The 26,055-nt window shown below is 71.2% G+C and carries 30 protein-coding genes and 2 tRNA genes; 17 read left to right on the top strand and 15 right to left on the bottom strand.

Annotated features, from left to right (window positions below; all coding sequences use genetic code 11):
* Positions 1–44: 44 nt before the first annotated feature.
* Entirely contained in the window at positions 45–1,055 is a 1,011-nt protein-coding gene (locus VGK78_RS12060; RefSeq protein ID WP_331527885.1) for a serine/threonine-protein kinase, read from the top strand.
* 107 nt (positions 1,056–1,162) lie between these two features.
* Here VGK78_RS12060 and VGK78_RS12055 read toward each other — a convergent pair whose 3' ends face one another.
* Complete coding sequence (locus VGK78_RS12055) at positions 1,163–1,750, bottom strand: DinB family protein (RefSeq protein WP_331527884.1); 588 nt, start codon at positions 1,748–1,750, stop codon at positions 1,163–1,165.
* Entirely contained in the window at positions 1,747–2,043 is a 297-nt protein-coding gene (locus VGK78_RS12050; protein WP_331527883.1) for a GNAT family N-acetyltransferase, read from the bottom strand. Before VGK78_RS12050 ends, VGK78_RS12055 begins: the two co-directional genes overlap by 4 nt.
* Positions 2,044–2,181: 138 nt before the next feature.
* On the opposite strand from VGK78_RS12050, the gene VGK78_RS12045 reads away from it, so the two are divergent.
* Both VGK78_RS12045 and VGK78_RS12040 read left to right on the top strand, forming a co-directional pair.
* On the top strand, positions 2,182–2,973 hold the full coding sequence (locus tag VGK78_RS12045; RefSeq protein ID WP_331527882.1) for a glycerophosphodiester phosphodiesterase family protein: 792 nt from the start codon (positions 2,182–2,184) through the stop codon (positions 2,971–2,973).
* 34 nt (positions 2,974–3,007) lie between these two features.
* Complete coding sequence (locus VGK78_RS12040; protein WP_331527881.1) at positions 3,008–3,925, top strand: DUF5926 family protein; 918 nt, start codon at positions 3,008–3,010, stop codon at positions 3,923–3,925.
* 372 nt (positions 3,926–4,297) lie between these two features.
* On the opposite strand, the gene VGK78_RS12035 is transcribed toward VGK78_RS12040, so the two are convergent.
* Both VGK78_RS12035 and VGK78_RS12030 read right to left on the bottom strand, forming a co-directional pair.
* Positions 4,298–5,539, bottom strand: a complete 1,242-nt coding sequence (locus VGK78_RS12035; protein ID WP_331527880.1) for an arginine deiminase — start codon at positions 5,537–5,539, stop codon at positions 4,298–4,300.
* A gap of 34 nt (positions 5,540–5,573) precedes the next feature.
* Positions 5,574–6,179 carry a TMEM165/GDT1 family protein gene (locus VGK78_RS12030; RefSeq protein ID WP_331527879.1) on the bottom strand — a complete coding sequence of 202 codons (606 nt, stop codon included), beginning with the start codon at positions 6,177–6,179 and terminating at the stop codon, positions 5,574–5,576.
* Between the two features lie 116 nt (positions 6,180–6,295).
* Between VGK78_RS12030 and VGK78_RS12025 the strand changes: the two genes are divergently transcribed.
* Positions 6,296–7,084 (top strand): VOC family protein, encoded by a 789-nt coding sequence (locus VGK78_RS12025; RefSeq protein WP_331527878.1) that lies wholly within the window; start codon positions 6,296–6,298, stop codon positions 7,082–7,084.
* A gap of 49 nt (positions 7,085–7,133) precedes the next feature.
* On the top strand, positions 7,134–8,039 hold the full coding sequence (locus VGK78_RS12020) for a hypothetical protein (protein ID WP_331527877.1): 906 nt from the start codon (positions 7,134–7,136) through the stop codon (positions 8,037–8,039).
* Here the strand turns inward: VGK78_RS12020 and VGK78_RS12015 are convergent.
* Positions 8,009–8,881 carry a prephenate dehydratase gene (locus VGK78_RS12015; RefSeq protein WP_331527876.1) on the bottom strand — a complete coding sequence of 291 codons (873 nt, stop codon included), beginning with the start codon at positions 8,879–8,881 and terminating at the stop codon, positions 8,009–8,011. The two genes, VGK78_RS12020 and VGK78_RS12015, sit on opposite strands and share 31 nt — an antisense overlap.
* Before the next feature lie 49 nt (positions 8,882–8,930).
* On the opposite strand from VGK78_RS12015, the gene VGK78_RS12010 reads away from it, so the two are divergent.
* Entirely contained in the window at positions 8,931–9,326 is a 396-nt protein-coding gene (locus VGK78_RS12010; RefSeq protein WP_331527875.1) for a DUF4446 family protein, read from the top strand.
* A 138-nt stretch (positions 9,327–9,464) separates the two neighbouring features.
* The gene (locus VGK78_RS12005) at positions 9,465–10,097 is read left to right on the top strand and encodes a hypothetical protein (RefSeq protein ID WP_331527874.1); all 633 of its coding nucleotides are present in this window, start codon (positions 9,465–9,467) and stop codon (positions 10,095–10,097) included.
* Positions 10,098–10,101: 4 nt separating this feature from the next.
* On the opposite strand, the gene VGK78_RS12000 is transcribed toward VGK78_RS12005, so the two are convergent.
* Positions 10,102–11,676, bottom strand: a complete 1,575-nt coding sequence (locus tag VGK78_RS12000; protein ID WP_331527873.1) for a YegS/Rv2252/BmrU family lipid kinase — start codon at positions 11,674–11,676, stop codon at positions 10,102–10,104.
* Between the two features lie 120 nt (positions 11,677–11,796).
* Here VGK78_RS12000 and serS point away from each other — a divergent pair, with 120 nt between their 5' ends.
* From serS to VGK78_RS11980, 4 genes are read left to right on the top strand one after another with little or no spacing between them, the layout of a single operon-like run.
* Positions 11,797–13,080, top strand: coding sequence for a serine--tRNA ligase (serS, locus tag VGK78_RS11995; RefSeq protein WP_331527872.1), 1,284 nt, complete (start codon positions 11,797–11,799; stop codon positions 13,078–13,080).
* Between the two features lie 4 nt (positions 13,081–13,084).
* Positions 13,085–14,038 carry an HAD family hydrolase gene (locus VGK78_RS11990; protein ID WP_331527871.1) on the top strand — a complete coding sequence of 318 codons (954 nt, stop codon included), beginning with the start codon at positions 13,085–13,087 and terminating at the stop codon, positions 14,036–14,038.
* Positions 14,035–14,829, top strand: a complete 795-nt coding sequence (locus tag VGK78_RS11985; protein ID WP_331527870.1) for an HAD-IIB family hydrolase — start codon at positions 14,035–14,037, stop codon at positions 14,827–14,829. Before VGK78_RS11990 ends, VGK78_RS11985 begins: the two co-directional genes overlap by 4 nt.
* Before the next feature lie 12 nt (positions 14,830–14,841).
* Entirely contained in the window at positions 14,842–15,447 is a 606-nt protein-coding gene (locus VGK78_RS11980; protein ID WP_331527869.1) for a hypothetical protein, read from the top strand.
* 293 nt (positions 15,448–15,740) lie between these two features.
* Here VGK78_RS11980 and VGK78_RS11975 read toward each other — a convergent pair whose 3' ends face one another.
* From VGK78_RS11975 to mobA, 4 genes are read right to left on the bottom strand one after another with little or no spacing between them, the layout of a single operon-like run.
* A complete protein-coding gene (locus tag VGK78_RS11975) occupies positions 15,741–16,340 on the bottom strand; it encodes a bacterial proteasome activator family protein (protein ID WP_331527867.1) in 600 nt (199 codons plus the stop codon).
* A gap of 29 nt (positions 16,341–16,369) precedes the next feature.
* Positions 16,370–17,356 (bottom strand): NAD(P)H-quinone oxidoreductase, encoded by a 987-nt coding sequence (locus VGK78_RS11970; protein WP_331527866.1) that lies wholly within the window; start codon positions 17,354–17,356, stop codon positions 16,370–16,372.
* Positions 17,353–17,676: a DUF6457 domain-containing protein gene (locus VGK78_RS11965; RefSeq protein ID WP_331527865.1), complete on the bottom strand. Its 324-nt coding sequence runs from the start codon at positions 17,674–17,676 to the stop codon at positions 17,353–17,355. Before VGK78_RS11965 ends, VGK78_RS11970 begins: the two co-directional genes overlap by 4 nt.
* A 31-nt stretch (positions 17,677–17,707) precedes the next feature.
* The gene (mobA, locus tag VGK78_RS11960) at positions 17,708–18,301 is read right to left on the bottom strand and encodes a molybdenum cofactor guanylyltransferase (protein WP_331527864.1); all 594 of its coding nucleotides are present in this window, start codon (positions 18,299–18,301) and stop codon (positions 17,708–17,710) included.
* A 26-nt stretch (positions 18,302–18,327) separates the two neighbouring features.
* On the opposite strand from mobA, the gene VGK78_RS11955 reads away from it, so the two are divergent.
* The 3 genes from VGK78_RS11955 to VGK78_RS11945 are packed head-to-tail and all read left to right on the top strand — an operon-like array spanning position 18,328 to position 20,446.
* On the top strand, positions 18,328–19,077 hold the full coding sequence (locus tag VGK78_RS11955) for a carbon-nitrogen hydrolase family protein (protein WP_331527863.1): 750 nt from the start codon (positions 18,328–18,330) through the stop codon (positions 19,075–19,077).
* 10 nt (positions 19,078–19,087) lie between these two features.
* Positions 19,088–20,164, top strand: coding sequence for a hypothetical protein (locus VGK78_RS11950; protein ID WP_331527862.1), 1,077 nt, complete (start codon positions 19,088–19,090; stop codon positions 20,162–20,164).
* A gap of 45 nt (positions 20,165–20,209) precedes the next feature.
* Positions 20,210–20,446 carry a biotin/lipoyl-binding carrier protein gene (locus VGK78_RS11945; RefSeq protein ID WP_331527861.1) on the top strand — a complete coding sequence of 79 codons (237 nt, stop codon included), beginning with the start codon at positions 20,210–20,212 and terminating at the stop codon, positions 20,444–20,446.
* Between the two features lie 27 nt (positions 20,447–20,473).
* Here VGK78_RS11945 and VGK78_RS11940 read toward each other — a convergent pair.
* Positions 20,474–20,562 (bottom strand) — tRNA-Ser (locus VGK78_RS11940).
* A 55-nt stretch (positions 20,563–20,617) separates the two neighbouring features.
* Positions 20,618–20,977 carry a hypothetical protein gene (locus tag VGK78_RS11935; RefSeq protein WP_331527860.1) on the bottom strand — a complete coding sequence of 120 codons (360 nt, stop codon included), beginning with the start codon at positions 20,975–20,977 and terminating at the stop codon, positions 20,618–20,620.
* A gap of 152 nt (positions 20,978–21,129) precedes the next feature.
* Here VGK78_RS11935 and VGK78_RS11930 point away from each other — a divergent pair, with 152 nt between their 5' ends.
* The 3 genes from VGK78_RS11930 to VGK78_RS11920 all read left to right on the top strand — a co-directional run bounded on the left by VGK78_RS11930 (position 21,130) and on the right by VGK78_RS11920 (position 22,141).
* Entirely contained in the window at positions 21,130–21,612 is a 483-nt protein-coding gene (locus VGK78_RS11930; RefSeq protein WP_331527859.1) for a hypothetical protein, read from the top strand.
* Between the two features lie 44 nt (positions 21,613–21,656).
* A tRNA-Ser gene (locus VGK78_RS11925) sits at positions 21,657–21,746 on the top strand.
* A gap of 266 nt (positions 21,747–22,012) precedes the next feature.
* Entirely contained in the window at positions 22,013–22,141 is a 129-nt protein-coding gene (locus VGK78_RS11920) for a hypothetical protein (protein WP_331527858.1), read from the top strand.
* Positions 22,142–22,254: 113 nt separating this feature from the next.
* Here the strand turns inward: VGK78_RS11920 and VGK78_RS11915 are convergent, their stop codons facing one another.
* From VGK78_RS11915 to VGK78_RS11905, 3 genes are all read right to left on the bottom strand, one after another.
* Positions 22,255–23,247: a LuxR family transcriptional regulator gene (locus VGK78_RS11915; protein ID WP_331527857.1), complete on the bottom strand. Its 993-nt coding sequence runs from the start codon at positions 23,245–23,247 to the stop codon at positions 22,255–22,257.
* A 124-nt stretch (positions 23,248–23,371) separates the two neighbouring features.
* Positions 23,372–25,219 carry a phosphoenolpyruvate carboxykinase (GTP) gene (locus VGK78_RS11910; RefSeq protein ID WP_331527856.1) on the bottom strand — a complete coding sequence of 616 codons (1,848 nt, stop codon included), beginning with the start codon at positions 25,217–25,219 and terminating at the stop codon, positions 23,372–23,374.
* 254 nt (positions 25,220–25,473) lie between these two features.
* Positions 25,474–25,884, bottom strand: coding sequence for a VOC family protein (locus VGK78_RS11905; protein ID WP_331527855.1), 411 nt, complete (start codon positions 25,882–25,884; stop codon positions 25,474–25,476).
* Positions 25,885–26,055 lie beyond the last annotated feature (171 nt).

Raw genomic sequence — 26,055 nt, 5'->3', positions numbered from 1 at the left:
CCTGCTGGAGGGAGTTCGCCCGCACGATGGGCCAGGTCGCCCCCATGAGGCGGAAGGGACGCAGTTGTGAGGCCGACGACGTGAACCGGCTCAAGCCGGGATTCGTGCTCGGCGGTCGTTACCACCTCGATCAGCGTGTCGCCTCGGGCGGGATGGCCGACGTGTGGGCGGCCGCCGACGACGTTCTCAAGCGCAACGTCGCCGTCAAGGTGATGCGGCCCGACCCCGATCACGAAGAGGTTTTCGCCCACCGGTTCCGGGACGAGGCGCTGCACTCCGCATCGCTGAACCACACCAACATCGCCACGCTGTTCGACTACGGCGAGGACGACGGCCTGGCGTTCCTGGTGATGGAGCTGGTGGACGGCAAGCCCCTCTCGCAGCTGATCCGAGAGCAGGCTCCGCTGTCTCCGGAACAGGCCCGTTCGATCGTGGGCCAGTGCGCGCTCGCTCTCGGCGTGGCTCACGAGGCCGGGGTCGTCCACCGGGACGTGAAGCCGGCCAACATCCTGGTCCGCGAGGACGGCCTGGTGAAGCTCACCGACTTCGGGATCGCCCGGGCCGTCGACGCCTCCGGTCACACCCGCGCCGGCGACCTGCTCGGCACTCCGAGCTACATCAGTCCCGAGCAGGCCCTGGGCCGACCCGCGACCGGTGCCTCCGACCTCTACGCGCTCGGCGTGGTCGGGCACGAGATGCTCAGCGGCGCCAAGCCGTTCGACAAGCCCACCCCGATCGCCACCGCGATGAGTCACATCCACGAAACGCCACCGCCGCTGCCCGACGCCGTACCCGAGGACCTGGCCGGTGTGATCGAGGACCTCCTCGCCAAGGACCCGAAGGACCGCCCCGAGAACGCCCGAGCCGTCGCCATTCGGCTCGGCCTCGCCGACCACGAGATCATCGGCCTTTCCCTCGGCCTCGCCCAAGCCGTGTACGGCGAGTCGTCCCTCACCGAGGACGGTGCCGTCTCCTCGCCCGGGGCGGAGGCCGACGACCCCACTCCACCCGAGGCCACCCTCGCCGTCGACTGCGCTCACCTGCTGGACGAGTGAGCGCCAGAGGTCGCCCGTGTCGCCGAGCTCTCACGCACCCGTGCAGGTGCCCCCGCGCGAGCTCGCCGACCGACCCCGACACGGCCACGCAGTGCATCGGCCCGCTGTTACGACGACGCGTCCCGGAAGACGTCGGCCGCCGCCTGGACCTTCGCGACGTACGCCGTCCAGTGCTCCTCGTCGCCGATGTCGCCCTTGTCGCCACCGCCCCGGCCGTCGATCATCTCCCGCACGATGTCGCAGTGGCCAGCGTGGTGCGCGGTCTCGTCGACCACGCGCACGACCAGCTCGCCGAACGTCGTCTCGCGGTGCTCCTCCGGCCACCACGGCACGGAAGCCGGCGCGTCCAGCGACAGGGTCTCGAGGGACTCGTCGCTGTGCTGCCAGGCCCGCCGGTAGAGGCCGACCAGGTAGTCGCGCGACTGGTCGGCGGTCGCCCACATGTCGGCCGACTCCCAGACCGACCCGTCCTCCTCCCAGGGCAGTGTCACGGGTGACGGTCGGCCCACGCAGGCACCCAGGTACCCGAGCTCGATGCCGGTGAGGTGCTTGACCAGGCCGAGCAGGTTGGTGCCCGACGGCACCAGCGGCCGGCGTACGTCGTACTCCGACAGACCCTCGAGCGAGCTCATGACGCCGTCCCGCGACCGCTGCAGGTGGCGCTGGAGGTGGAAGAGGATGGGCTTCGCGCTCATCGACGGATCAGGTCCTGGTAGTCGGGGTGCTTGCGCAGCCACGTGGTGACGAAGGGGCACAGGACCGTGACCTTCAGGTCGGCGGTCTGCCGGATCTGGTCGAGCATCTGCCGCACCAACTCCGACCCCACGCCCTGGCCCTCGAACGCGTCGTCGACCTCGGTGTGCATGATCGAGATCCCCTTGTCGTTCAGCTCGTACGTCGAGAAGCCGGCCAGGCTCCCCTCGACGTACGCCTCGAACCTCCGCTCCTCGGTGTTGTCACGCACCTCGACAGCCGTCTTGGAACCCATGTCGACCACGCTAGCCCGGCGGGCACCGGCAGCCTTGCGCGGACCGGTCCGAACGGGCCCGGCGGGCTCGGCCAGGACCCGCGAGCGGCACGCCGCGACGATCGTGGTCCGAGCCGAGGGATGAGCCATCATGGAGCCATGCGGCCGCAGGTCGTCGCACACCGCGGCGCAAGCTTCGACAACGCCGAGCACACCCTGGGTGCCTACATGGGGGCGATCCGCGACGGGGCCGAGGCCTTCGAGTGCGACGTCCGGCTCACCGCCGACGGCCACCTGGTCTGCGTGCACGACCGCGACCTGCGGCGTACGGCGAGCAAACGCGGCCTGGTCTCGACGATGGAGCTCGCCGACCTCGACCAACTCGAGTTCGCGTCGTGGAAGAACCCGTGGGCGGCGTTCGACGACGAGGCGCCCGACCGCGACCCCGACCTCGACCGGGTGCTCACGCTGCGCCGGCTGATGGAGATCGTCGCCGAGGCCGACCGGCCGATCGAGCTCGCCATCGAGACCAAGCACCCCACGCGGTACGGCGGGTTGGTCGAGCGCCGCCTGGTCGAGGCGCTCGCGGAGTTCGGCTGGACCGGCGAGGACAGCCCGGTGCGGGTGATGAGCTTCTCGTACGTCGCGCTGCAGCGGATGCAGCGGCTGGCGCCACACCTCCGCCTCGTGATGTTGATCGAGAAGGCGCGGCACTGGCCGATGCTGAAGCCGATGGTCGAGGACGGCTGGATTCTGGGACCGGGGATCGACCAGCTCGTCAAGCACCAGAAGTTCGCCGAGAAGATGGGCCGCACCGGCCGGGAGCTCCACGTGTGGACGGTGAACGCCGAAGAGGAGCTCGACCTCTGCCGCTCGCTCGGCGTGCGCGCGGTGATCACCGACCGCCCACGGGCGGTGCTCGGCTGGCTGGACGCCGTCCCGACCGGCTGAGCTCGCGTCGTGCGACGGCCACTACTCTCCGGGGATGGCCAAGAAGTCCCGCACCAAGGCCCGCGACCGGGCGACCGAGGGCGGGGTCGGACCACGCGAGCCGTGCCCGTGCGGGTCGGGCAAGCGATACAAAGCCTGCCACGGCTCCACCGGCGGCGTCTTCGTCTCCCGGCCGTTCGCGGGTCTCGCCGCCGAGCGCGACCTGGTGGCGCTGCGGGAGTTCGTGCCGTCCGCGACCGCGCCGTTGACGGTCGGCGACCGCACCGTGCTGCTGGGCAGCCTGCTGCCGATGGCGGCGCCGGCGATGGTGCGAGACTCGGGTGAGGTGTGGCTGGCGATGCAGGTGCGGCACGCGTTCGGGGACCCCTCACGCGACCTAGGCGCCGTCCTCGAGAAGGCGATCGCCGCCGACGAGGCCGGCATCGTCGGACTGGTCGACCCGCCGGGCCCGGGCGCCCGGTTGCAGGACCTGGTCGCCGACGAGCCGATCGAGGTCACTGTCCACGACGGCTTCGAGTGGTGGTTGGGAGACGTCGAGGAGCGCGACCAGGCGATGGCCGATGCACTCGAGCAGGCGAACGGCGCCGTCGCGCCCACCGCCCGGCTGTCGTCGGTGGAGGCGGCGTACTGGGTCGACGCCGGGAGCAAGGAGCACCTGCGCTGGGTCCTCCCGCAGGACGAGAACGCGCTGCTGGACGCGCTGGCCCGTCTGCACGCCGCCGGTGAGGACTCGATCGCGGACGGCTCGAAGCTGGTCGGGATGTTCCGCGCGCACGGACTCCTGACCCCCGTGTGGGACCTCCCGCCCGGCACCGGCGCGGCCGTGCTCGAGGAGCCGGTGGCAGCGTTCGAGGGTCGGCTCGTCGAGGCGCTCGACGCCGGGGGCGATCTCTGCGCAGAGGAGCGCGCCGCCCGGTCGATGCTCGCGAACCATCAGGTGACCCTGCGTTGATCTTGCGTTGACGGTCGATTGACCGTGCGTTGACTCTGCTCCGACTCTGTGTCGGCTCCGCGTCGTCCCTGCGCCGACCCGGCACGGCTCCCGGCCCGACCCGCGACGCTCCGGCCGCACGAAAAGACACGCCCGGGCAAGGTTGATCCGTCCGCGGGACGTTCGCTACCGTCGCGGACGGCCCGGTCGTTGTTGCCTCCCCCGTCGACATCGACCGGGCCCTCTCATGGGCGCGCGGCGGTTTCCCCGGTACACCGGGGACCCATGACCTACCCGGGGAAAATGTCGGCCGAGAACGTCATGGACACCCCGAGAACCTCCCCGCCCGGACGGCCCAAACCCACGCCTACCGAGTCCCGGCTGATCCGGGGCTCAGCCCAGGGGGTCGCGCTCGACGGGGCAGCTCATGCAGCGCGGACCGCCGCGTCCGGAGCCGAGCTCGGAGCCGGCGATCCGGACGACCTCGATGCCGGCGTCCTCGAGCCGCGCGTTCGTCTCGTCGTTGCGTTCGTAGGCGACCGCGACCCGGGGTGCGATGGCGAGGGTGTTGTTGCCGTCGTCCCACTGCTCGCGCTCGGCGGTGACCGGGTCGAGTCCGGTGTCGATCTGATGGAGGGTGTCGATCTCCATCGCCTTGGCCGCCGTCACCAGGAAGTGCTCGGCGTCGGCGACGTGCAGCTCGAGCCCGGAGTCGTCGTCAGCGCCGGTCCCGGAGACCTGCGTGACGGCGTACGCCGTGAGGGTGTCGGCGACATTGGGGTACATCACGACCTTGTCGACGTCGACCATCGTGCAGACCGTGTCGAGGTGCATGGTCGCCCGCTCCTGCGCGATCGGCACCGCGAGCACCGTGTGCGCGAGGCCGGCCGTGAACACCTCACGCGCCAGCTGCTCCGCCCCGGCGGGCGTCGTCCGCTCGCCGACCCCGATGGCCATCACGCCGGGTGCCAGCAGGAGTACGTCGCCGCCCTCGACGTGCTCGTTGCGCCAGCCGTGGAGGCGCGGGGTCTCGGCGAACCGCGGGTGGGCGCTGTAGATCAGCTCGGTCAGCTGCGTCTCGCGCGCCCGTGCCGGCATCGCCAGCGACGTGACCGTCACCTGGTCGCGCACCCACACCGACGAGTCGCGGGTGAACAGCAGGTTGGGGAGGGGGTCGATCAGGAAGTCGTCGCGCGGCAGCAACGACGTGACCAGCCCGAACCCGCCGCGCACCTCGTCGTTGCGGACGCCCGCGGTCAGGTGTGTGGTGAGCTCCTCCGGGGAGGACTCGTGCAGCATCGGACCGAGCCACCGCCGCATGGTCTCGCCGAGGTGCAGGCTTCCGAGTGCCGTCTCGATCGCGCGGTCGCGCGCGCCGGGGTCGCCGAGGGTCTCGGTCAGCAGGTCGGTGAGGTAGAGCACCTCGACACCGCGGTCGCGCAGCGCCGCGGCGAACGCGTCGTGCTCGTCCTGGGCCCGCGCCACCCAAGGGATCCCGTCGAACAGGAGCCGGTCGTTGTTGCGGGGGGTGAGCCGCTTCAGCTCCTGCCCGGGGCGGTGGAGCATGACCGTGCGCAGACGGCCGACCTCGCTGTCGGCGCCCGACGGGCGACCGGGGGTGGGGGTGGTCGACATGACCGGAACTCTAGTGCGGGGCCGCGGCGGGCAGTCACCCCGCGACGACCTGGTACGCCGTCACCGCAGCGAGCAGGAAGCACACGCCGGAGCCGACGTAATGGATGGTCGACAGCCGCAGGTAGCGCAGCAGGAAGCGGCCGGCCACCACGGCCAGCCCCGAGACCACCAGCAGGGCCCCCCACGCCCCGATGAAGACCGACACGGCGTTGTGGTAGCGGCCGACCAGGCTGATCGTGAGGAGCTGCGAGAGGTCGCCCCACTCGGCAGCGAACAGCACCAGGAAGCTGGCGCCCACGGCGGCCAGCCCGGACTTCGGCGAGCTCGCCTTGGCGGCGTACTCCTCCTCGGTCTCGGCCTCCTCGGCGTCGGCCTTGGGTGCCTCGCGCAGCAGCAGGACGGCGCCGACCAGGAAGATCAGGCCGGCCACGATCTCCACGACCCGGTGGGGGAGCAGGGTGACCAGGCCACCGACGGTGCACGCGATCACGGTCTGGACCAGGAACGCCAGGCCGACGCCGACCCACACCGCGAGGGGGCGATAACGGGTCGAGAGCACCAGCGCCGCCACGAACGTCTTGTCCGGAAGCTCGACCACGAAGATCGCGCCGAACGCGATCGCGATGACCGCGAGATCCATCGTGCGAACCTATCGGTCCCGTTTCGGCAACGTTCACCCGCTGACCTGTTGCCACTGTCGGCGGGGAGGTGTTGAGTCTTTCCCGGGGTCGATCCACCTGACTGCAGGAGGCGACGATGGCGACGTTCGAGCACTACGAGCAGGGCACTCCGAGCTGGATCGAGCTGATGACGCCCGACCAGTCCGCGGCCCTGAAGTTCTACGGCGAGCTCTTCGGGTGGTCCTACGACGACCACGACCTGGGCGAGATGGGCCACTACTACATCCCGACGATGGACGGCGACGAGATCGGCGGGGTCAGCGGGCAGATGCCCGGGATGGAGGGCCATCCGGCCGTCTGGGGCGTCTACCTGGCGGTCGACGACGTGGACGCCGCGACGGCCAAGGTGGAGGCGGCCGGCGGGAAGGTCGAGGCCGGACCCTTCGACGTGAACACGAACGGCCGGATGTCCGCGATCCAGGACCCGACCGGCGCGCGCGTCGGTCTCTGGCAGGCCCGTGACACGATCGGCACCCAGCGCGCCAACGAGCCGGGGACGCCGACCTGGAACGAGTGCGTGACCTCCGACGTCGCGAGGGCCGCGAAGTTCTACGCCGATGTGCTGGGCATGGGCAGCGAGGCCATGGACATGGGCGAGGCCGGGACCTACACGGTCCTCACCAACGTCGCGGGACGCCAGATCGGCGGCGCGATGGACCTCGCGATGCTCCCGCCCGGGACGCCCGCACACTGGAACGTCTACTTCAACGTCGAGGACGTCGACGAGAGCGTGGCCGAGGCCGAGCGGCTCGGCGGGAAGCCGATGGTGCCGGCGATGGATGTGCCCGGCGTCGGCCGGATGGCGATGGTGTCCGACCCGCAGGGCGCGACGTTCTGGGTGATGTCCGGCGAGGCTGCGGCCTAGTCGCGGCGCCGAGCCACCGACGCAGCTCGTCTCGGGTCTGGACCACTCCGTGTTCCTGGTCCGGCCCCGAGACGCGCTGACGACCTACCGCTACCTGCGCATCGCCATCCCGATCCTGGTGGTGATGCTCGGGACGTCGGTGGCCGCCCAGGTGTTCGGACCCGATCCCGACTGCTGGCTGGGGTCGATCAGCGCCTACTACTACACGGCCGCTCGCCCGGTGTTCGTCGCGTCCCTGTGCGCGATGGGTGCGTGCATGGTGATCTACCACGGCAACACGGCCCGCGAGGACGCCGTGCTGAACGTGGCCGGCACGCTCGCGTTCGTCGTCGCGTTCGTGCCGACGCCCCTCTCGGGGCTGACCGTCACGCCGGCCGAGTCGTCGTGCGCACGCAGCAACGTGCCCACGAGTGACCAGCTGGACGCGGCCGTCGACAACAACATGCTGGCGTTGCTCGTCGCGGCGAGCCTGATGCTCGCCGTCGCCTACGGGTTCCAGGTGGCGCGTTCGAGCTCCCGCCTACCCTCGGTCGCGTGGGGCGTGCTGGCCGCGGTCGTCGTGGTCGCCTGGCTCCTGTACTTCTCGGACCGGTCGTTCATCCGTGACCACGGCCATCTCATCGCGGCCGTGACGATGTTCGGCGGGATGCTGGTGGTGGTCCTGCTCAACGCGGTCCGCAGCGCCCGGCTGGACGCCCAGGCGGTGGCGCCACCACCCGGCTACCGGAGCATCTACCGGGCGATCCTGGTCGCGATGGGGATGGCGGGTGCGGTGTTCGGCGTGCTTGCCCGGGCGGGCTCGTTCGACCACACCGTCTTCTGGCTCGAGGCCGTCCTGACCGCGTTGTTCGGCGTCTTCTGGGTGGTGCAGAGCAAGGAGCTGTGGGCGGTGGCGTCACGAACGGACGCCGCCGGCCCCGATGCTCAGGCGTTGCGGAACGGGTCGGCCGGGTAGACGCCGAGCACCTTCACCTCGGTGGTGAAGAACGCCAGCTCCTCCAGCGCCCGATGGACCGGAGGGTCGTCGGGGTGGCCGTCGACCTCCGCGAGGAACTGGGTGGCGGTGAACTCCCCGCCGACCATGTAGCTCTCCAGCTTCGTCATGTTCACGCCGTTCGTCGCGAATCCGCCCAACGCCTTGTAGAGGGCGGCCGGCAGGTTCCGCACGTTGAAGACGAAGCTGGTGACCACCGGTCCGTCGCCGTGGGGAGCCTGCTCGAGGTCCCGCGAGAGGACGACGAAGCGCGTCGTGTTGTGGTCCTCGTCCTCGACGTCGTCCAGCAGCACCTCGAGCCCGTAGATCTCACCCGCCCACGGCGGCGAGATCGCGGCCTGCGTCGGGTCTCCGGCCTCCTTCACCTCACGAGCGGCGCCGGCGGTGTCGCCGGAGATGACCGGGGTGAAGCCGTGCTCGCGGATCACGCGACGGCACTGCCCGAGCGCGTGCACGTGGCTGTGCACCGTCTTGACGCCGTCGAGGGTTGCACCCGGGACACCCAGCAGCGCGAACCTGACCCTCAGGAAGTGCTCGCCGACGATGTGCAGCGGCGAGGTCGGCAGGAAGTGGTGGATGTCCGCGACCCGCCCGGCCACCGAGTTGTCGATGGGGATCATCGCGAGGTCGGCGTCGCCGTTCTCCACTGCCGCGAAACAGTCCTCGAAGCTCGCGGCGGCGACCGGCTCCCATGCCGGGAAGCGCTGCCGGCAGGCCAGGTGCGAGTTGGAGCCCGGCTCGCCCTGGTAGACGACCCGACGACGGCCGGGTTCACCGACGGCATCATCGACAGGAGTACTCACGCGCGTCAGTGTCACATGTCGGCGACTGCCGCGATTACGCTCGCTCAGCGTGTGGATCCTCGCCGTCGTCGCGTTCGTGGTGGCCCTGGCCGCCGCGTCGCTGGCGGTCGTCGCCCTGCGCCGGCAGACGGCGTACCGCGCACCCGGCACCGACGCCCTCCCCGAGGACGTCACCGGGCTCCGGCAGGAGGTCGCCGCGCTCCGGCTCGAGGCGGGCGACGCACTGCGCCACCTCGCGGTGGTGCGGTACGACGCGTTCGGCGACATGGGTGGCCACCTGTCCTGGTCGCTGGCGCTGCTCGACGACTCCGGGAACGGCGTCGTCCTGACCTCGATCCACGGTCGCTCCGACGCCCGCACCTACGCCAAGAGCATCTCCTCCTGGACCTGCGAGCAGCAGCTGTCGCCGGAGGAGGAGGAGGCGGTCGCGCACGCCCGGCCCTGAACCGACCTGAGCTGGGGCTCGCGAGACCCTGACGGCCGGGAAGATCACGACTGGGCCACGGTCGGGACGTGCGCGCAACCTTCGTCCGACGGGGTACGTCTTCTGGGTAACGGGTACCCGGGACACACAGGGGGTGCGATGGCCACTTCGCACGGACCGCGCACGAGCCTCGAAGCAGGGGACGCGCGGAAGCACGGACGACGGTCCGCGGTGATCTTCGGTGTGGTGCTGGCCTGCGCCGCGATCGTGGTGCCGTTCGGGCTGCACGGCCTCGACCGGGACGGCGCGAGCGCCTCGGCCGCCCCACCGACCGCGCCGTCGGTGACGACCTCGGCCCGACCCCAGGTCGACGGCAGTTCTGACACCCGGGCCGCTCTCGGGTCCCAGGGGGACCTCCCGCCGCTGCTGGCCTCCGACGGCACCGGACTCCGCCACGGTCTCCAGGACGGTGCTCGGGTGCGCGTCGGAGACATCACCGAGGGCGTCGTACGTCGTACGCCGGGTGCCGGTTGGCAGGTGCTGGTGCGGTGGAACGGCCGGCTCCAGGCCCTCCCCACGCGCGGCCGGGTCTCCCTCCGCGACGCCTCGTGGGTGGCGGCCTCGGGTCTGCTCTACACGCGGGTGCCGACCGGCAAGCCCGGCCGCTTCCACGTCTACGCCTGGGACCCACAGGGCGGATCGGCCTACACCCCGCCCACCCTGTTCGCCGACGACCTCGGCCGCGTCTGCTTCAACGACGACTTCACCGCGTTCGGCAACTGCCGCGCCTAGCCGGTCAGCGCGGCACGCGGACCAGGACCCGGCCGTGGAGGCAGGTCATCCGGAGCTCCTTGCCGGCGCCGAGCGGGTCACCGTCGAGCTGGCGGGGAGTGGGTGAGGCCGCGCGGATCGTGACCGTGCGGCCGCGCATCCGGACGATGGTCTCGTCGGTCCGCGCCCGTCGGGCCAGCACCCGGAACGCCAGGGGCAGCCAGGACACGAAGTTCTTCGGGTAGAGGAGGACGACGTCGAGCAGGCCGTCGTCGATCGCGGCATCGGGGAGCAGGGGCATCCCGGCCTGAAGGAAGCCGACGTTCCCGACCACGACGGTCCGGGCCCGGTGGGTGGTGATCTCTGCGCCGTCGACCGAGATCTCCATCCGCAGCACCGGTGACATCAGGGCCTTGAGCGCCGAGAACACGTAGGCGACCCAGCCGACCCTCGCCTTCAGCTGCTCGTTGACACCCTCGATCATCGCGGCGTCGAGGCCCATCCCGGCCATCACCATGAAGTGGGTGTCCTCCATCGCGTCACCGGACACCTCGACCAGGTCGATGGCCTGGTCCTGCCCGGTGAGGGCGACATCTATGGCGGCGCGCAGGTAGAGGGGGATCGCCAGGTTGCGGGCGAGGAGGTTGCCGGTGCCGGCGGGGATGATCCCGACCGGAATGCCGGTCCCGGCCAGCTCCGCACAGACCTCGCGGACGGTGCCGTCGCCGCCGCAGACCAGCACGAGGTCGGCGCCACCGACCGAGGCCTCCTCGGCCATGCCGGTGCCGGGGTCCTCGATCGTCGTGTAGTGCCAGGTCGGGCGCGACCAGCCCGCCTCCTCTGCCATCGAGGTGACGATCGAGCGGAACTGTCCGACGTCCTCGAGCTTGGACGGGTTCACGACGACGGCGAGCCTGCGCTCGGAGGGGACCGACTCGGTGAGAGGCGGCGCCGACACGGCGTGGCTGCGGGGGCGCGGGCTGTAGATCGCCAGCCAGACGAGCGTGACGCAGGTGCCGAGGAGCCAGCCGGCGAGGACGTCGGTCGGGTAGTGCCGGCCGAGCAGCACGCGGTCGGCACCGACCACGAGCACGATCGCCACGGCCACGGCCCAGATCACCCGGCGCAGGTCGGAGCGGCGTACCAGCATCAGGGCGAGCACCATCACGACCCCGGCGAGCGCCGCCGTGCTCGCGGCGTGCCCCGACGGGAACGACCGGGACGTGAGGTGTCCGAGCGGGTCCTGCCAGGTGGGTCTGGCGCGACCCTCCAGGGCCTTGATCCAGGTGTAGAGCAGCGCCGTGGTCGCGACGACGAGGACGGCGTAGATCGCGGCCCTGCGGTAGCTTCGCAGCCACAGCCCAGCGCCGAGGATCACGGTGAGCACGAGGATCCCGGGGCCGGCGAACCCGGCCTCGATCCAGCGCAGCACGTCGACCACCCCGGCGCGGTTGCGGGCCCAGTGCTCGGCCGTCCGGCCGAGGTCGTCGAACCCGGCGAGGGGGGCCCGGGTCAGGTGGACCAGGTAGGCGAGCACCGCGAACAGCACCGCGCACACCGCGGCCCAGGCGAGCATCCAGAGGCGCGGGCGGTCGAGCACGCGCGCCAGTATGCCGGGCGGAACTCGTGTGCCCGCCCGCGCCGGCCGCGGATAGCCTTTCCATGTGACCTCACCCCACGAAGCAGCTCGCTGCGCTCGCCGCTCCGCAGGGACCCCGAGATGATCGACCCGAAGGTGCTGCGAGAGGACCCCGACCGCGTGCGAGCCGCCCAGGCCAAACGCGGGCTGTCCGACGACGTCGTCGACCGTGCCCTGGCCGCCGACTCCGCCCGGCGCAGTGCGATCGCGTCCTTCGAGGCCAAGCGCGCCGAGCAGAAGCAGCTCGGCAAGCAGATCCCGCGGGCCCAGGGCGAGGAGAAGGCTGCGCTGCTGGAGCGCACCAAGGAGCTCTCGGCCGAGGTCAAGGCGGCCGAGGCGGCGCAGACCGAGGCCGAGGAGGCCTGGCGTGCGGCGCTGATGGACATCCCGAACCTCGCAGCCGATGAGACCCCGGCCGGCGGGGAGGAGGACTTCGTGGTCCTCGAGACCGTTGGGACGCCACCGGAGTTCGACTTCGATCCGCGCGACCACGTCGAGCTCGGCCGGATGCTCGGCGCGATCGACATCGAACGCGGCGCCAAGGTGTCCGGCTCGCGGTTCTACTTCCTGACCGGGATCGGGGCGCAGCTCGAGTTCGCGCTGTTGAACATGGCGATGGACCAGGCGCGAGCCACCGGCTTCATCCAGGTCGTGCCGCCGTCGCTGGTCAAGCCGCGGGCGATGGAGGGCACCGGGTTCCTCGGCCAGGCGGCCGACGACGTGTACCGGATCGAGGGACAGGACCTCTACCTCGTCGGTACGTCCGAGGTGCCGATGGCGGCGTACCACTCCGACGAGATCCTCGACGCCTCGACCCTGCCCCTGCGGTACGCCGCGTTCAGCCCGTGCTTCCGCAAGGAGGCCGGCTCGCACGGCAAGGACACCCGAGGGATCTTCCGGGTGCACTGGTTCGACAAGGTCGAGATGTTCGTCTACACGACGCTGGAGGAGTCCTACGCCGAGCACAAGCGGCTGCTGGACTGGGAGAAGGAGTTCCTCGACAAGCTCGAGCTCTGCTACCGCGTGATCGACGTCGCCGCCGGCGACCTCGGCCTGTCGGCGCAGCGCAAGTACGACTGCGAGGCCTGGATCGCCAGCCAGGGCCGCTACCGGGAGCTCACCTCGACCTCCAACTGCACCGACTTCCAGACCCGTCGGCTCGACACCCGTGGTCGGTTCCCCGCCGACGGCAAGGAGGGACAGATCCGTCCGATCGCGACCCTCAACGGCACGCTCTGCTCCACCAACCGACCGATCATCGCCCTGCTCGAGACCCACCAGCAGGCGGACGGTTCGGTGCGGGTGCCGGAGGCGCTGCGGCCCTACCTCGGCGGGCTCGAGGTGCTCAAGCCCATCAGCGCCTGAGCCCGTGGCAACCACAGACCCGGCCGACGGGGCCGACCCGGCCGACGCGACCCACCTGACCGACGCATCGTGGCGGCCGAAGCTGGTCGCCCTCGACATCGACGGCACCCTGCTCAAGTGGCTCGAGGGCGTCGGTACCACGTACGAGGAGGTCAGCCCGCCGGTGGACGCCGCCGTCCACCGTGCCCTGGACGCGGGGGCCCACGTGGTGCTCGCCAGCGGTCGGTCACCGCACGGCATGACGCGGGTTGCCGACCTGCTCGACCTGCACAGCTCTCCAGACGGGGCAGACGGGGCCGACGGGAGCGGCGAGCGGCTGTGGGTGGTGGCCAGCAACGGGGCGGTGATCTTCCGCTACCCTCCGCTGGAGGTGATCCACGAGGAGACCTTCGACGCCGCGCCCGCCGTCGCCGCGGTGCTCGAGGAGCACCCGACCGCACTGGTCGCGGTGGAGGAGCGTGGCGTCGGGTACCGCGTGAACCGTCCCTTTCCCGAGGGCGAGCTCACCGGCGAGTTCACCATCGCCGACGTCGAGGACCTGGTCGCCGTGCCCGTCAGCCGGGTGATCATCCGTGACCCCGACGCCACGGCCGACGACTTCGTCGCGCTCGGCGAGCGGCTCGGTCTCCAGGGCACCGACTACGTGGTCGGCTGGACCGCGTGGCTCGACCTGGCGCCGGTGGGGGTCAGCAAGGCCTCGGGCCTGGAGTACGTCGCGCGCGAGCTCGGCATCGCAGCGGTGGACGTCCTCGCGATCGGAGACGGTCGCAACGACATCGAGATGCTGCGCTGGGCGGGGCGCGGCGTCGCGATGGGGCAGGCCGTCGAGGAGGTCAAGGAGGCCGCCGACGAGGTCACGCTCACCGTCTACGACGAGGGTGCAGCCGTGGAGCTCGACCGCTGGTTCCCGGACGGTCGCACGGCGGACTCCGCGAGCCGACCCCGGCCGCCCGCATGAGCCGCCCTCGCCTGGTGGCCACCGACCTCGACGGGACCCTGCTCGACGACGAGGGCGGACTCAGCGAGCGCACCCAGGACGTGCTGCGCCGGGTGCAGGAGATCGGCGTCCGCGTCGTGATCGTCACCGCCCGGCCGCTGCGCTGGATGGACGAGCTGTGGGCGACCGTCGGTGGCGGCCGCGGCGTCGGCATCGTCTCCAACGGCGCGATCACCTACGACGTCGGCAGCCGGGAGGTGCTCGACCTGCACGGCATCCCGGCCGAGGTCGGCCTGCCGATGGTCGAGGCGATCCGTGAGGCGGCACCCGGCACGGCGATCGCGCTGGAGTGCCTCGGCGGCTACCGCCACGAGCCGGCGTACGTCGACCTGCACCCGACACCGCCCGACATGAGGGTCGCCGACCTCGAGGGACTCTGGGACGAGCCGGCCGTGAAGGTGCTCGCCCAGCACCTCACCCTCGACCCGGACGACTTCCGCGCCCGCGTCGTCGACGCGGTCGGCGAGACGGCCACCCCGACCTGGACCATCGACCACCTGATGGAGATCAGCGCGGCCGGCGTGACCAAGGGCGGCGCCCTGGCCGCGCTCTGCGAGCGGCTCGGCGTGACGCCGGAGGAGGTCGTGGCGTTCGGCGACATGCCCAACGACCTTGCGATGCTGAGCTGGGCCGGCACGTCGTACGCCGTTGCCAACGGGCACGAGTCGGTGCTCGCCGCCGCCGACCACGTGGCGCCGCGCAACAGCGAGGACGGCGTCGCGGTGACCCTCGCCGGGCTTTTCGGGCTGTGATGTGATGGTCCGGTGACTCAGACCGGATGGGTACGCCGCGCCCTCGGCGTGGCGGTCATCGCCGCGCTGGTCGGCAGTGCCCTGCTGGTCGGGGGGTCCGCCCAGGCGCGCGCGGCGGCGCCGTGTCCGCGGCTGAGCCTGACCAAGCAGATCAGGCAGGCCGACGTGGTCTTCCGCGGCGTGGTCGACAAGGTGCGACCGGTGCGCGGCAAGGGTGACCACCGCCTGCGCAACTACAAGGTGAAGGCCGATCGGGTCTACCGCTCGTCGCTGGTCGCCGACGCGGTCGTCGTGACGGCCCAGGTCGGGGCGAAGTGCCCGCCGCCCACCCTCGCGAAGGGCAAGCGCTACATCTTCTTCGTCACCGAGCAGGGGTCCCGCCTGGTGTCGACGTCCGCGACGGCCCGAGCCAGCAAGAAGCTCACCGACCAGGTGGTCGCCAAGCTGGGCAACGGCGTCCAGCCGCACCCGGCGCCTCCGGCCAGTGCGACGTTCAGCAAGGTTGCCGACGCCTCCCCGCCCAGCCTGTCCCGTCTCCTGTCGCCCGGCGCGGCCCTGCTGATCGTGAGCATCCTCGGCCTGCTGGTCGCGGGCCGTCTGGGTCGGCGAACGACCTGACCTCGCGACCGCTGCGTCCGTGGGGTCACGTGCCCTCAAGACGTCGTGCCGAGCGGCATCATCGGGAGTGCCCGGCGATGGGTCGATGAGCTCGCGGGCTCGTTCAGCCAGGCGCCTGGCCGGGACCCACCTCCTGCGGCGGGACGACCGGCGACGCCGACACCCACCGCGATGCGCAGGGTGACACCTTGTACGTCGTCGTCGAGGGGCGGCCGCTCGAGCTGACCGTCCGGACCTCGCCTGGGACGCGGCTGTGGGTCAGGTTCGGGCCGTTGACACGCTGACCCGCTGAGTCAGAGGTACATCCCGTTCTGCGAGCTGCCGTCGTCGTTGCCTGGCGTCTGCTGCTGCGGCACCCCGGGTCGCTGACCGAGGCCGGACTGACCGGGTGTCATCTGTCCCCCCGGCAGCGCCCGCCGCATCTGCTCGAACTGGGCCCGCGCCGACACCTGCTGGGCGTAGATGGCCGTCTGGATGCCGTGGAAGAGGCCTTCCAGCCAGCCCACCAGCTGGGCCTGGGCGATCCGGAGCTCGGCATCGGAGGGAGTGCCGTCCTCGGTGAACGGGAGCGAGAGGCGCTCCAGCTCGTCGACCAGCTCCGGCGCGAGGCCGCTCTCGAGCTCCTTGATCGAGGAGCGGTGGATCTCCTTGAGCCGGTTGCGGCTGGCGTCGTCCAGCGGCGCCGACTTCACCTCCTCCAGGAGCTGGCGGATCATGCTGCCGATCCGCATCACCTTCGCCGGCTGCTCGACCAGGTCGGTGAGGTCGCGCAGGTCGTCGCCGTCCTCGCCGTCCACACCCGTTTCGGTGACGGCCTCCGCGGGTACGGCGACGGGCTGGCCGTCCGGGCCGACCACGATGACGTGCTGCTGTCCGGACTGGTCCTCGCTCATGCCTCCAGCCTACAAACGCACCTGGGGGCTCAGACGACCAGCAGGATCTTGCCGGTGCTCCCGCCGCTCTCCATGAGCCGATGTGCCTCGGCGGCCTCGGCCAGGGGCATGGTGTGGCCGATCATCGGCCGGACCGTCCCATCGGCGACCAGGGGCCAGACGTGCTCCGCGACGGCCCCGCAGATGGTGGTCTTCTCACTCACCGGTCGGCTGCGCAGGCCGGTGGAGATCACGGCGGCACGCTTGCGGAACAGCGTGCGCAGGTCCAGCTCGGCCGTGGAGCCGCCCTGGAAGCCGATCACGACCAGCCTTCCCTCGGTCGCCAACGTGTCGACGTTGCGGGCGAGGTACGACGCACCCATGTTGTCGAGGATCACGTCGGCCCCGTGACCATCAGTGACCTCGGCGACGACCTCGACGAAGTCCTGCTCGCGGTAGTCGATCGCCACGTCGGCGCCGAGCTCCCGGCAGAGATCCAGCTTCTCCGGGCTGCCGGCCGTCGTGAGGACCCGCGCCCCGAGGGCCCGGGCCAGCTGGATGGCGAACGTGCCGATCCCGCCGGCACCGCCGTGCACCAGGAAGGTGTCGCCGGCCCGCAGCCCGGCCACCATCATCACGTTCGACCAGACGGTCGCGGCAACCTCGGGCAGCGCGGCCGCGGTGACCAGGTCGACCCCGTCCGGGATCGGCATCAGCTGACCGGCAGGCACCGCGACCTTGGTCGCGTAGCCGCCTCCCGCCAGCAGCGCGCAGACCTCCCGGCCGATCCCGACGTACTCGGAATCTTCGACGCCCTCACCCAGCGCATGGACCGTGCCGCTGCACTCGAGGCCGAGGATCTCCGACGCACCCTCGGGCGGTGGGTAGTGGCCCGCACGCTGCACCAGATCGGCGCGGTTGACGGCCGTCGCGGCCACGTCCACCACGACCTCGCCAGGGCCCGGCTCCGGGTCGGGGACGTCGACGTACTCCAGGACCTCCGGCCCGCCCGGCTGCTTCGGGACGACCGCCTTCACTCGTCGTACCGATCGGCGCTGTGGTCGACACCGGTGTCGTCGGGGACGGCGTCTTCGACGTCGTCCGGGTCGGCGGCGCCGGAGGGCCTGTCCCAGCCCTCGGCCAGAGCCTGCGCCCTGGCTGCGAGCCGCTCGATCCCGTCCTCGTCGGCCTGCGCCACGCCGGCGGCGTACCCGACGAGGAACGTCGTGACCGGCGCGGCCATCCGCACCACGTTGTCCGCCGCCACCTTCGCCAGGTCGAGGATGAGCGCCTCGTCGACCTCGGCGTCGATGTCGAGGGCGTCACACAGCTCGTCGATCCAGTCGTGCAGGTTCACGAGGCCAATCTTGCGAAACGGCGCCGCTCCTTCAAGTCTGATCCGGCCGCGCCACGCCGTGGGCATCGCGCCCGAGGATGCGGGCGACGTCCTCCCACGTGTCGACGTCCTCGGCCTCGTGCTCGATGGCCGGTACGTCGCGCACGGTGCCGGCCGACATCAGGAGTCGCGCCGGGGCGCCGGAGGCGTCTCCCGGGCTGGGGACGAGGCTCGGACGCACGGCGCCGGCGAGCTGTCGTCGGCCGTCCCGATCGGTCAGCCAGGCACCGTCGACGCCCTCGGCGGCGTCCAGCAGCCGGGCCACGGTGCCGGCCGTCACGTGCGGCATGTCCACGGCCAGCACGACCACCCGGTCGGGATCCGACGAGAGGGCGGCGACGCCGGCCGCCACCCCGGCCAGCGGTCCGCCCCCGGACGGCTCCTCCCGCGTGAAACGCACCGGGCGAGACGTGGGCAACTCGGGGCCGACGACCACCACCTCCCCCGCGCCCGCGACCGCGGCCAGGGCGTGCGCGAGCAGCGACTTGCCGGCGTGCTCGAGCGCCGCCTTGTCCGCGCCGCCGAGCCGGGACGCCGTACCACCGGTCAGGACCACCGCCGCCCAGCTCCCGTGTGTCCTGCTCACGGGTGCATGGTGGCAGGCTGGTCCCCATGCACGTCGTGCTGCTCCAGGAGGCATCTTCGCTCGACCCCGCACAGAACCGCGGCCGGCTGGCCTCGCTGGTTCCGGAGGGGGCCGACCTGGTGGTCCTGCCGGAAGCGTTCGCCCGCGACTTCGGGGAGCCCGGCTCCGACCTGGCGCCCCACGCCGAGCCGCTTGACGGGCCGTTCGTGTCCGAGGTCGAGCGGGTGGCGGCCGAGCGTGGCACCACGGTCGTCGCCGGCCTGTTCGAGACGACCGGCGCGGCGCCGTACAACACCGTGGTGGTGCGCGGCGGTGCGCATGTCGACTACCGCAAGATCCACCTCTACGACTCGTTCGGCTACCGGGAGTCCGACGTGCTCGCGGCCGGCCCGATCGAGCCGGCCACGTTCCAGCTCGACGGCGCGACCGTCGGGGTGATGACCTGCTACGACCTGCGGTTCCCCGAGCTGGCGCGCCGGCTCGTGGACGCCGGCGCCGAGGTCGTCGTCGTGCCGTCCGCGTGGGTCGCCGGTCCCCGCAAGGTCGAGCACTGGACCACGCTGCTGCGGGCCCGGGCAATCGAGAACACCGTGTACGTCGTCGGGGTCGGGCAGCCGGGACCGCGCTACACCGGCCACTCGACGGTCGTCGGTCCGCTCGGCGACGTGATCGTCGAGGGCGGTGACGGCGAGGAGATCCTCACTGCGGAGCTCGACCTCTCCGCCGTCGGGGAGGCCCGTCGCACCAACCCGTCCCTGGCCAACCGTCGCCTGTAGCCTCGCCGCCGTGTCGAGAGCCGTGTCCCGCGCTGCTCCTCGCCGGCGGGCGGAACCCCGTCGCCGGCGGGTCGCGGACCGACCCTCGAGCAAGTCGTGGCGGCGCCGGGCGCTCCACGGTCTCGGCCTCGGCACGTGGCTGCTGGTCCTGCTCGCGTCGGCCGCCGCCCTGGTCGCAGCGCTGCTCGGGTACGTCGCGGACTGGGTCGGCGAGGTGGGTGCGGTCGCCACCGGCACGGCGTACGCGTGGGGGCTGGCGGGCCGCACGGGAGGCCGGCCGGTGGTCTTCTCGCTCCTCGCGCTGGTCATGGGGGGTGCCGTGATCGCTCTCGACGAGAACGCCTTCCGGAGCGGCGCCGCCGTCCTGACCGCCGTCCTCACCGCGGTCTTCGCGGTGATGGTGACGGTGCCCGCCGGGGGCTTCCTCAAAGCCGTCCGCGAGACCGTGGTCGCGCTGCTCGTCGCGGCCGTCGGGTCGATGGCCACCCTCGCCTGGTCACCGGCCGTCGACCTGCACCGCTTCGAGTACACCGTTCTCGGGCTCTCCGTCGTCGCGTCGTTCGTCACCGTCTACCGGCTCGGAGCGGGCTTCCACGGACTCGGGTCGCGTGGGGTCGTGATCGTGGCCGCCGGCAGCCTGATGCTGGCGCTCACCGTGGGGTACGCCGAGCTCCTCCAGCGCTACGGCACCCACGACCTGGTCCAGCACCTCGACGACGCCGTGCGCTGGAGCCACCATCACCTGGGCGCCTTCCCGCGGCCGATCATCGCGCTGCTCGGGGTGCCCGCGATCGCCTGGGGCACCCACATGCGCGCGCGGCGACGGCAGGGCTGGTGGGTCTGCGCGTTCGGGGTCGCTCTCACCGCACCGGTCGCCTACGCCCTGGTCGACCCCGGCCGAAGCGTCAAGGAGGTCGCCCTCGCCACGGCGTACGGCGTGGTCATCGGGCTCGTGATCGGCTTCGTGCTGATCCGGCTCGACCTCCGACTCACATCGCCACGCGGCACCCGCGGCCGCCGGCAGGCCGAGCTCGAGGAGCCCGCGGAGATCCTCGCGGAGCCCGGCCGCACCCATGCCCTGTGGTGATCGGCTGGTGCCGGGCTACCCGGAGGTATCCACTAGGTTCGGGTCGTGGCTCGCGAGCAGACGTTCCGGATTCTGGCGGAGATGGTCGCCAACGTCATCGTGGTCGAGGTCGCCGTCGACGACGAGGTGTCACCGGGCGACCCGGTCTGCCTGCTCGAGTCGATGAAGATGGAGATCCCCGTGCTCTCCGAGCACACCGGCGTTGTCACGGCGATCAAGGTCACCCCCGGCGACGTCGTCCAGGAAGGCGACGTCCTCGTGGAGCTCACCGCCGCGCGCTGAACCTCGGAAGCCCCGCTGGATCCACGGCAGAGGGGGCGGGATTCGAACCCGCGGCTGACATCTCTGCCAGCGACCGCTTTCAAGGCGGTTCCGATCGGCCACTCCGGCACCCCTCCGAGCGCGACCCGGCACGGGTCGGCACAGGGCAGGAGTCTAGGTCGTCCGGATCGGCTACTCGGATCCGCCGATCTCCAGCTCGACGTCGTCGTAGGCCAGGTCGTGCACCCGCTGGTGGTGGTGCGCGATGTCGACGAGCAGGCGGCTGAGCCGATCGGCGAGCTCGTCGACGTCGACAGCCACCAACACCTGCGACGCCAGGGTGTTGAGGCGCGCGAGCAGGTCGTCGCGCTCACGGAGGGTCCGCGAGGCGCGGGCGGACAGCCACGCCTCACGACGGTCGGGATGGTCACGGAGCAGCCGATCGCGGACCGGCACCAGCTGGCGGCGGACCGACCAGCGCCAGGCGCCGAGGTTCTCGCGGACGTACTCGGGCCGCAGGAGTTCGTCGAGGGTGGCTGTCATCGCCGTCATGAGGACCTCCCGAGTGCCGGCACGCGTCGAGGGGAAGGGGTCGTGGGGGTGTGACGGTGTTGCGATCCACTGTGGACCCTTCCGGCGGTGGCGACAAGGGCGGGAACCGTCCCGATTCGCCCGTCGCGCGACGGTTTCAGTTGAATGAGGCCGTGCCCGACCCCGTCACGACATACCGACTGGCCCCCGCGCTCGGTCTGCGGCTGGTCGGACGCAGCCTCGTCACACTGGCCGCCGTCGTGGTGCTCGCGACGCTCGTGGGCGTGCTGACCGGGGCCGGCTGGGTCCTCGCCGGAACGGTCACGGTGGTGGGGCTGGTCCTGGTCGCGGGCTGGGCGTGGTACCTGCTGTGCCGGGCGTGGGCGGTCCGGCTGTCCGACCGCCGGTACGACGTCCGGCTGCTCGGTGGTGTGGGTGCCCCCCACGCCGCCTGGTCGCAGGTCGAGGAGGTCGTGGCGGCCACGCTCGGCGGCAGCCCGTGCCTGGTGCTGCGGCTGCGGGACGGCCGGATGACGCGGCTGCCGATGACGGCGGTCGCCGGGGACGCCGACGCCTTCGCGCACGACGTACGCCGCCGGGTGCGGGACGCGCACACGCCGGGCGATCCGACGGTTGCGGAACGCCCGGACCACTGATTCGGTCGGCGCCCGCCACTCCTTGTAGCCTGTGCGGGCTGACGGGAGGCGTCGCCTAGTCCGGTCTATGGCGCCCGCCTGCTAAGCGGGTTGAGGGTAACCCCCTCTCGCGGGTTCAAATCCCGCCGCCTCCGCGCACGCGAGAAGACCCTGTTCGGGCTCTGTCCGGGCAGGGTCCTTCGCTGCTCCGCGGCCCGTCGTCCCTCGATTCCTCTCGTCGGGGTCGTCTAGGGTGGTCGGTGTTCGGTGCTCGAACGGTTGCCCAGGGCCCGCTTGCAGGAATGTGCATTGCAACGAAATGAGCCACCGCCGACATGTCGTGTGGTTCGGGCCTCCCTGACAATGGGTACTTGGGTGACCAAGTGGCTCAGACCCCGGGAGGATGTGCAGACTCATGAACATGATGCGGAAGGTGGCTCTGGCGCTCGGCGCGGCGGTGCTCGGCGTCGGCGCGATCGGCATCGCGGCTCCAGCTCAGGCCATGGACACGAACTGGCCGTGCCAGGGCTGCTTCATGGCAGGTCACTGACCCAGTCACCACGGGGTCGCGAGGCGGCGGCGCCCCCCACATCAGCCGCCCCTCGCACCCGTTGTCCCCACGACGGCCCGGGAGCTTCGGCTCCCGGGCCGCTCCACAGGTTGTCACTCCTCCTCGCGGCCCGAGACGCCGAGCTGCCCCATCGTGTACCCGAGCTGGAACCTGGTCTCCGCGTCGTACTCCGCCTTGAGGTCGGCCACGTAGCCGGCGAACGTCCGCGCGCTGACCCCGAGGCGCTTGGCGCTGACCGGGTCGGAGTGGCCCTCGATCAGCATCCGGATCGTCATCGCCCGCTGCTCGCGGGCGATGTCGTTCATCATCGAGCGCTCGGTGCTGGTGAACGGCCGGGCACGCTCCCACGCCCGTTCGAAGACGTCGACGAGGTAGGCGACCAGTGCCGGCTCCTGCACCGCGATGCCGACCTCGGTGCCGCCCGGCCCGGGGATGACCGCCAGTCGCCGGTCGACCACGATCATCCGGTTGAAGAACTCGTCGAGGGTGCGCACCTCGGCCCCGTGCGCGCTGACCTCGGAGACGTACTCACGGGTCAGCGCGTGCCGGCGGGCGCTGTGCTGGTAGAGCGTGCGCATCTTGACCCCGCGGTCGATCGCGCTCTTGTCCCGCTCTGCGGCGGACTTCAGGCTCGCGCGCTCGCGTCCGGTCTGGGGCTGCGCGGTCAGCAGCTCCTCCTCCGCCTCCGCGACGGCACCGTTGATGAAGGTCTGGATAGCCCGGCCGTGGAACTCGGTGATCGGCCCGCGGACCGCGGTGGGCGAACGGCGCCAGGCCTGGGAGAGCCCGGAGAAGGCGCGCGCCCACTCCGAGGACTCGCCGAGCAGCTCCGCACCACGCTGGCTCATCGGGCCGACCACGTGAGACTGCACCGTGGACGGGTCCACCGGGATGTAGACGTGGTTGGCACGGTCGTGGACCAAGAGGTTGAGCGCGACCAGGAGGCTCAGCGCCTCGTGCAGCGGACCGCCGGGCTGGATGCGCGGATCCGAGTCCTTCAGCCCACCGCTGACGGCTGTTTCCTCGTACAGCGGCGTCGCCAAGGACTCGAAGATCTCCCGTTCGTCAGGACCGAGCTCGGCCACGGGTCACACTCTCACCTTGCCCCACGCACGCATCGTCGCACATCGGAGCACGACCCATCACAGTCCTGGCCCACCGGGCCATGACTGTGACGGGCCGATGCGGAGCCCCTGGGTCAGATTCCGGTCAGATCCCGAGGCGTGTCTTGAGACCGTCGAGCTCGGTCCAGAGCACGGCGGGCAACTCGTCGCCGAACTTCTCGAACCACTCCTGGATCTGCGGGATCTCGGCCTTCCACTCCTCCGGGTCGACCGCGAGGGCCTGTGCGAGCTCGTCGTCGGTCATCTCCAACCCGTCGGTGTCGAGCGACTCCGGCGTGGGGACGTGCCCGATCGGGGTCTCGACCGCGGCCGCCTGGCCCTCGATCCGGTCGATGACCCACTTCAGGACCCGGCTGTTCTCGCCGAAGCCGGGCCACAGGAAGCCGCCCTCGTCGTCGCGGCGGAACCAGTTGACGTAGAAGATCCGGGGCAGCTTCGCCGCGTCGTTCTCCTTGCCGACCGTGATCCAGTGGTTGAAGTAGTCGCCGGCGTTGTAGCCGATGAACGGCAGCATCGCCATCGGGTCACGGCGTACGACGCCGACCTGACCGACCGCCGCGGCGGTCGTCTCGGAGCTGAGCGTGGCGCCCATGAACGTGCCGTGGGCCCAGTCGCGTGCCTCGGTCACCAGCGGGATGGTGGTCTTGCGGCGGCCGCCGAACAGGATGGCGTCGATCGGGACACCGCGCGGGTCGTCGTACTCCGGGGCGAGGATCGGGCACTGCTTGATCGGCGTGCAGTAGCGGCTGTTCGGGTGGCTGGACAGCTCCTCCGAGTCGGGCGTCCACGGCTCGCCCTTCCAGCTGGTGGCGTGGGCCGGGGTGTTCTCCATGCCCTCCCACCACACGTCGCCGTCCTCGGTGAGCGCGACGTTGGTGAACACCGAGTTGCCGCGGTCGAGCGTCTTCACGGCGTTGGGGTTGGTGTGCTGGTTGGTGCCGGGCGCCACGCCGAAGAAGCCGTACTCCGGGTTGACCGCCCACAGCCGGCCGTCCTCACCGATGCGCATCCAGGCGATGTCGTCACCCAGCGACTCGACCTTCCAGCCGGGGATGGTCGGCTCGAGCATCGCCAGGTTGGTCTTGCCGCAGGCGCTCGGGAACGCGGCCGCGACGTACTTGGTGACGCCCTCCGGCGAGGTGAGCTTGAGGATCAGCATGTGCTCGGCGAGCCAGCCCTCGTCGCGGGCCATCACGCTGGCGATGCGCAGGGCGTAGCACTTCTTGCCGAGCAGCGAGTTGCCGCCGTACCCCGACCCGTAGGACCAGATCGCGCGCTCCTCGGGGAACTGCACGATGTACTTGGTGTCGTTGCACGGCCACGGGACGTCCTCCTGGCCGTCCGCGAGCGGCATCCCGACCGAGTGCAGGGCCGGCACGAACGGCGCGTCGAGCTCCTCCATCCGGCGCAGCACGTTGGTGCCCATGCGCGCCATCACCCGCATCGAGACCACGACGTACGCCGAGTCGGTGATCTCCACGCCGAACATCGGGTGCTCGGCCTCGAGGTGGCCCATCACGAAGGGAATCACGTACATCGTGCGGCCGGTCATGCAGCCGGCGTACAGCCCCCGCATGACGGTCTTCATCTCCTCGGGGTCCATCCAGTTGTTGGTGGGCCCCGCGTCCTTCTCCTCGCGGGAGCAGATGAAGGTGCGACCCTCGACGCGCGCGACGTCGGTGGGGTCGGTGCGAGCCCAGAACGAGTTCGGCTTCTTGTCGGGGTTCAGACGGGTGAACGTGCCGCTGGCGACGAGGGCGTCGGTCAGCTCGGTCCACTCCTCGTCGGAGCCGGTGCACCAGTGGACGCGGTCCGGGGTCGTCATCGCGGCGACCTCGCCTACGAAGTCGAGGATGCCCCGGTGTGTCGTCGGGGCGGCTGAGTCGTCCCGGTCGCCGTGCGCCGTGGGTCGGGTCTGGGTGTCGGCAGTCATGTGCTGTTGTGTCCTTCCGTACGTCGCGGCGGCCACCTGCTTCGCATGGTCGACATGTCTGCCGGCCCCGAGAAGGGCCACCGGTCCGTCTGTGCGACGGGGTGAACGTGAAGTTGTCGTGCGGATCGGCCGGCGTCGTTGTCGCCCGACTTGTGTCGCGGAGGTTACCCGTGTCAGGACTCCTGACATATTGGATCGATCAAGGGTCTGTGGCCCCCGTCACACCCCGTTGCGGCTACCCGCTGCCGGGTGGCTCAACCCCCGGTCGCACGCCCAGCGTCGCGCTCGGCCTGCGAGCGCAGGATGCAGAACTCGTTGCCCTCCGGGTCGGCCAGCACCACCCACCCGGTGCCGGGCCCCCACTGGTCGCGCAGGTCCGCTACCTCGACCGCGCCGTGCTCCCGGAGCCGGGCCAGCTCCTCGTCGCGGGTGCCCTGCCGCGGCATCAGGTCGAAGTGGATGCGGTTCTTGACCGACTTGGTCTCCGGGACCTCGATGAACAGCACCCGGTGCCCAGTCTCGGGATCGCGGATCAGGCACTCCTCGTGGCCGGGCTCGTTGGGGTCGTCCTCGAGGTCGACGTACCCGAGGACGGGCTTCCACCACTCGGAGAGCGCGTAGGCGTCGGCGCAGTCCACGGACGTGTGGGAGATGAAGGAGGTCATGGGTCACTGTGCCCACGACCTCGCACCCGCTGGCAACGGGATTCCGTGACGCCCGATGGGCCGACGGCACCGATTCGGCCCGCCCTACCCGTTCGGCTATCCTCGTGCAGTCCTCGCCGCGGCTTCGCGCAGAAGCCGGGTGGCCGGGACTCAGCGCCCGTAGCTCAACGG

Origin of the sequence: Nocardioides sp., from assembly GCF_036503465.1 — a bacterium.
GTDB lineage: Bacteria > Actinomycetota > Actinomycetes > Propionibacteriales > Nocardioidaceae > Nocardioides.
The sequence above is the reverse complement of the archived record's forward strand: the minus strand, read 5'-3'. Positions and strand labels throughout refer to the sequence as shown.

What these genes read in the sequence shown, in the direction of transcription:
- VGK78_RS12060 (WP_331527885.1), top strand. Translation starts at nt 45, where the DNA reads ATGAGGCGGAAGGGACGCAGTTGTGAGGCCGACGACGTGAACCGGCTC.
- VGK78_RS12055 (WP_331527884.1), bottom strand. Translation starts at nt 1,750, where the DNA reads ATGAGCGCGAAGCCCATCCTCTTCCACCTCCAGCGCCACCTGCAGCGG.
- VGK78_RS12050 (WP_331527883.1), bottom strand. Translation starts at nt 2,043, where the DNA reads ATGGGTTCCAAGACGGCTGTCGAGGTGCGTGACAACACCGAGGAGCGG.
- VGK78_RS12045 (WP_331527882.1), top strand. Translation starts at nt 2,182, where the DNA reads ATGCGGCCGCAGGTCGTCGCACACCGCGGCGCAAGCTTCGACAACGCC.
- VGK78_RS12040 (WP_331527881.1), top strand. Translation starts at nt 3,008, where the DNA reads ATGGCCAAGAAGTCCCGCACCAAGGCCCGCGACCGGGCGACCGAGGGC.
- VGK78_RS12035 (WP_331527880.1), bottom strand. Translation starts at nt 5,539, where the DNA reads ATGTCGACCACCCCCACCCCCGGTCGCCCGTCGGGCGCCGACAGCGAG.
- VGK78_RS12030 (WP_331527879.1), bottom strand. Translation starts at nt 6,179, where the DNA reads ATGGATCTCGCGGTCATCGCGATCGCGTTCGGCGCGATCTTCGTGGTC.
- VGK78_RS12025 (WP_331527878.1), top strand. Translation starts at nt 6,296, where the DNA reads ATGGCGACGTTCGAGCACTACGAGCAGGGCACTCCGAGCTGGATCGAG.
- VGK78_RS12005 (WP_331527874.1), top strand. Translation starts at nt 9,465, where the DNA reads ATGGCCACTTCGCACGGACCGCGCACGAGCCTCGAAGCAGGGGACGCG.
- serS (WP_331527872.1), top strand. Translation starts at nt 11,797, where the DNA reads ATGATCGACCCGAAGGTGCTGCGAGAGGACCCCGACCGCGTGCGAGCC.
- VGK78_RS11985 (WP_331527870.1), top strand. Translation starts at nt 14,035, where the DNA reads ATGAGCCGCCCTCGCCTGGTGGCCACCGACCTCGACGGGACCCTGCTC.
- VGK78_RS11975 (WP_331527867.1), bottom strand. Translation starts at nt 16,340, where the DNA reads ATGAGCGAGGACCAGTCCGGACAGCAGCACGTCATCGTGGTCGGCCCG.
- VGK78_RS11955 (WP_331527863.1), top strand. Translation starts at nt 18,328, where the DNA reads ATGCACGTCGTGCTGCTCCAGGAGGCATCTTCGCTCGACCCCGCACAG.
- VGK78_RS11935 (WP_331527860.1), bottom strand. Translation starts at nt 20,977, where the DNA reads ATGACGGCGATGACAGCCACCCTCGACGAACTCCTGCGGCCCGAGTAC.
- VGK78_RS11920 (WP_331527858.1), top strand. Translation starts at nt 22,013, where the DNA reads ATGATGCGGAAGGTGGCTCTGGCGCTCGGCGCGGCGGTGCTCGGCGTC.
- VGK78_RS11910 (WP_331527856.1), bottom strand. Translation starts at nt 25,219, where the DNA reads ATGACTGCCGACACCCAGACCCGACCCACGGCGCACGGCGACCGGGAC.
- VGK78_RS11905 (WP_331527855.1), bottom strand. Translation starts at nt 25,884, where the DNA reads ATGACCTCCTTCATCTCCCACACGTCCGTGGACTGCGCCGACGCCTAC.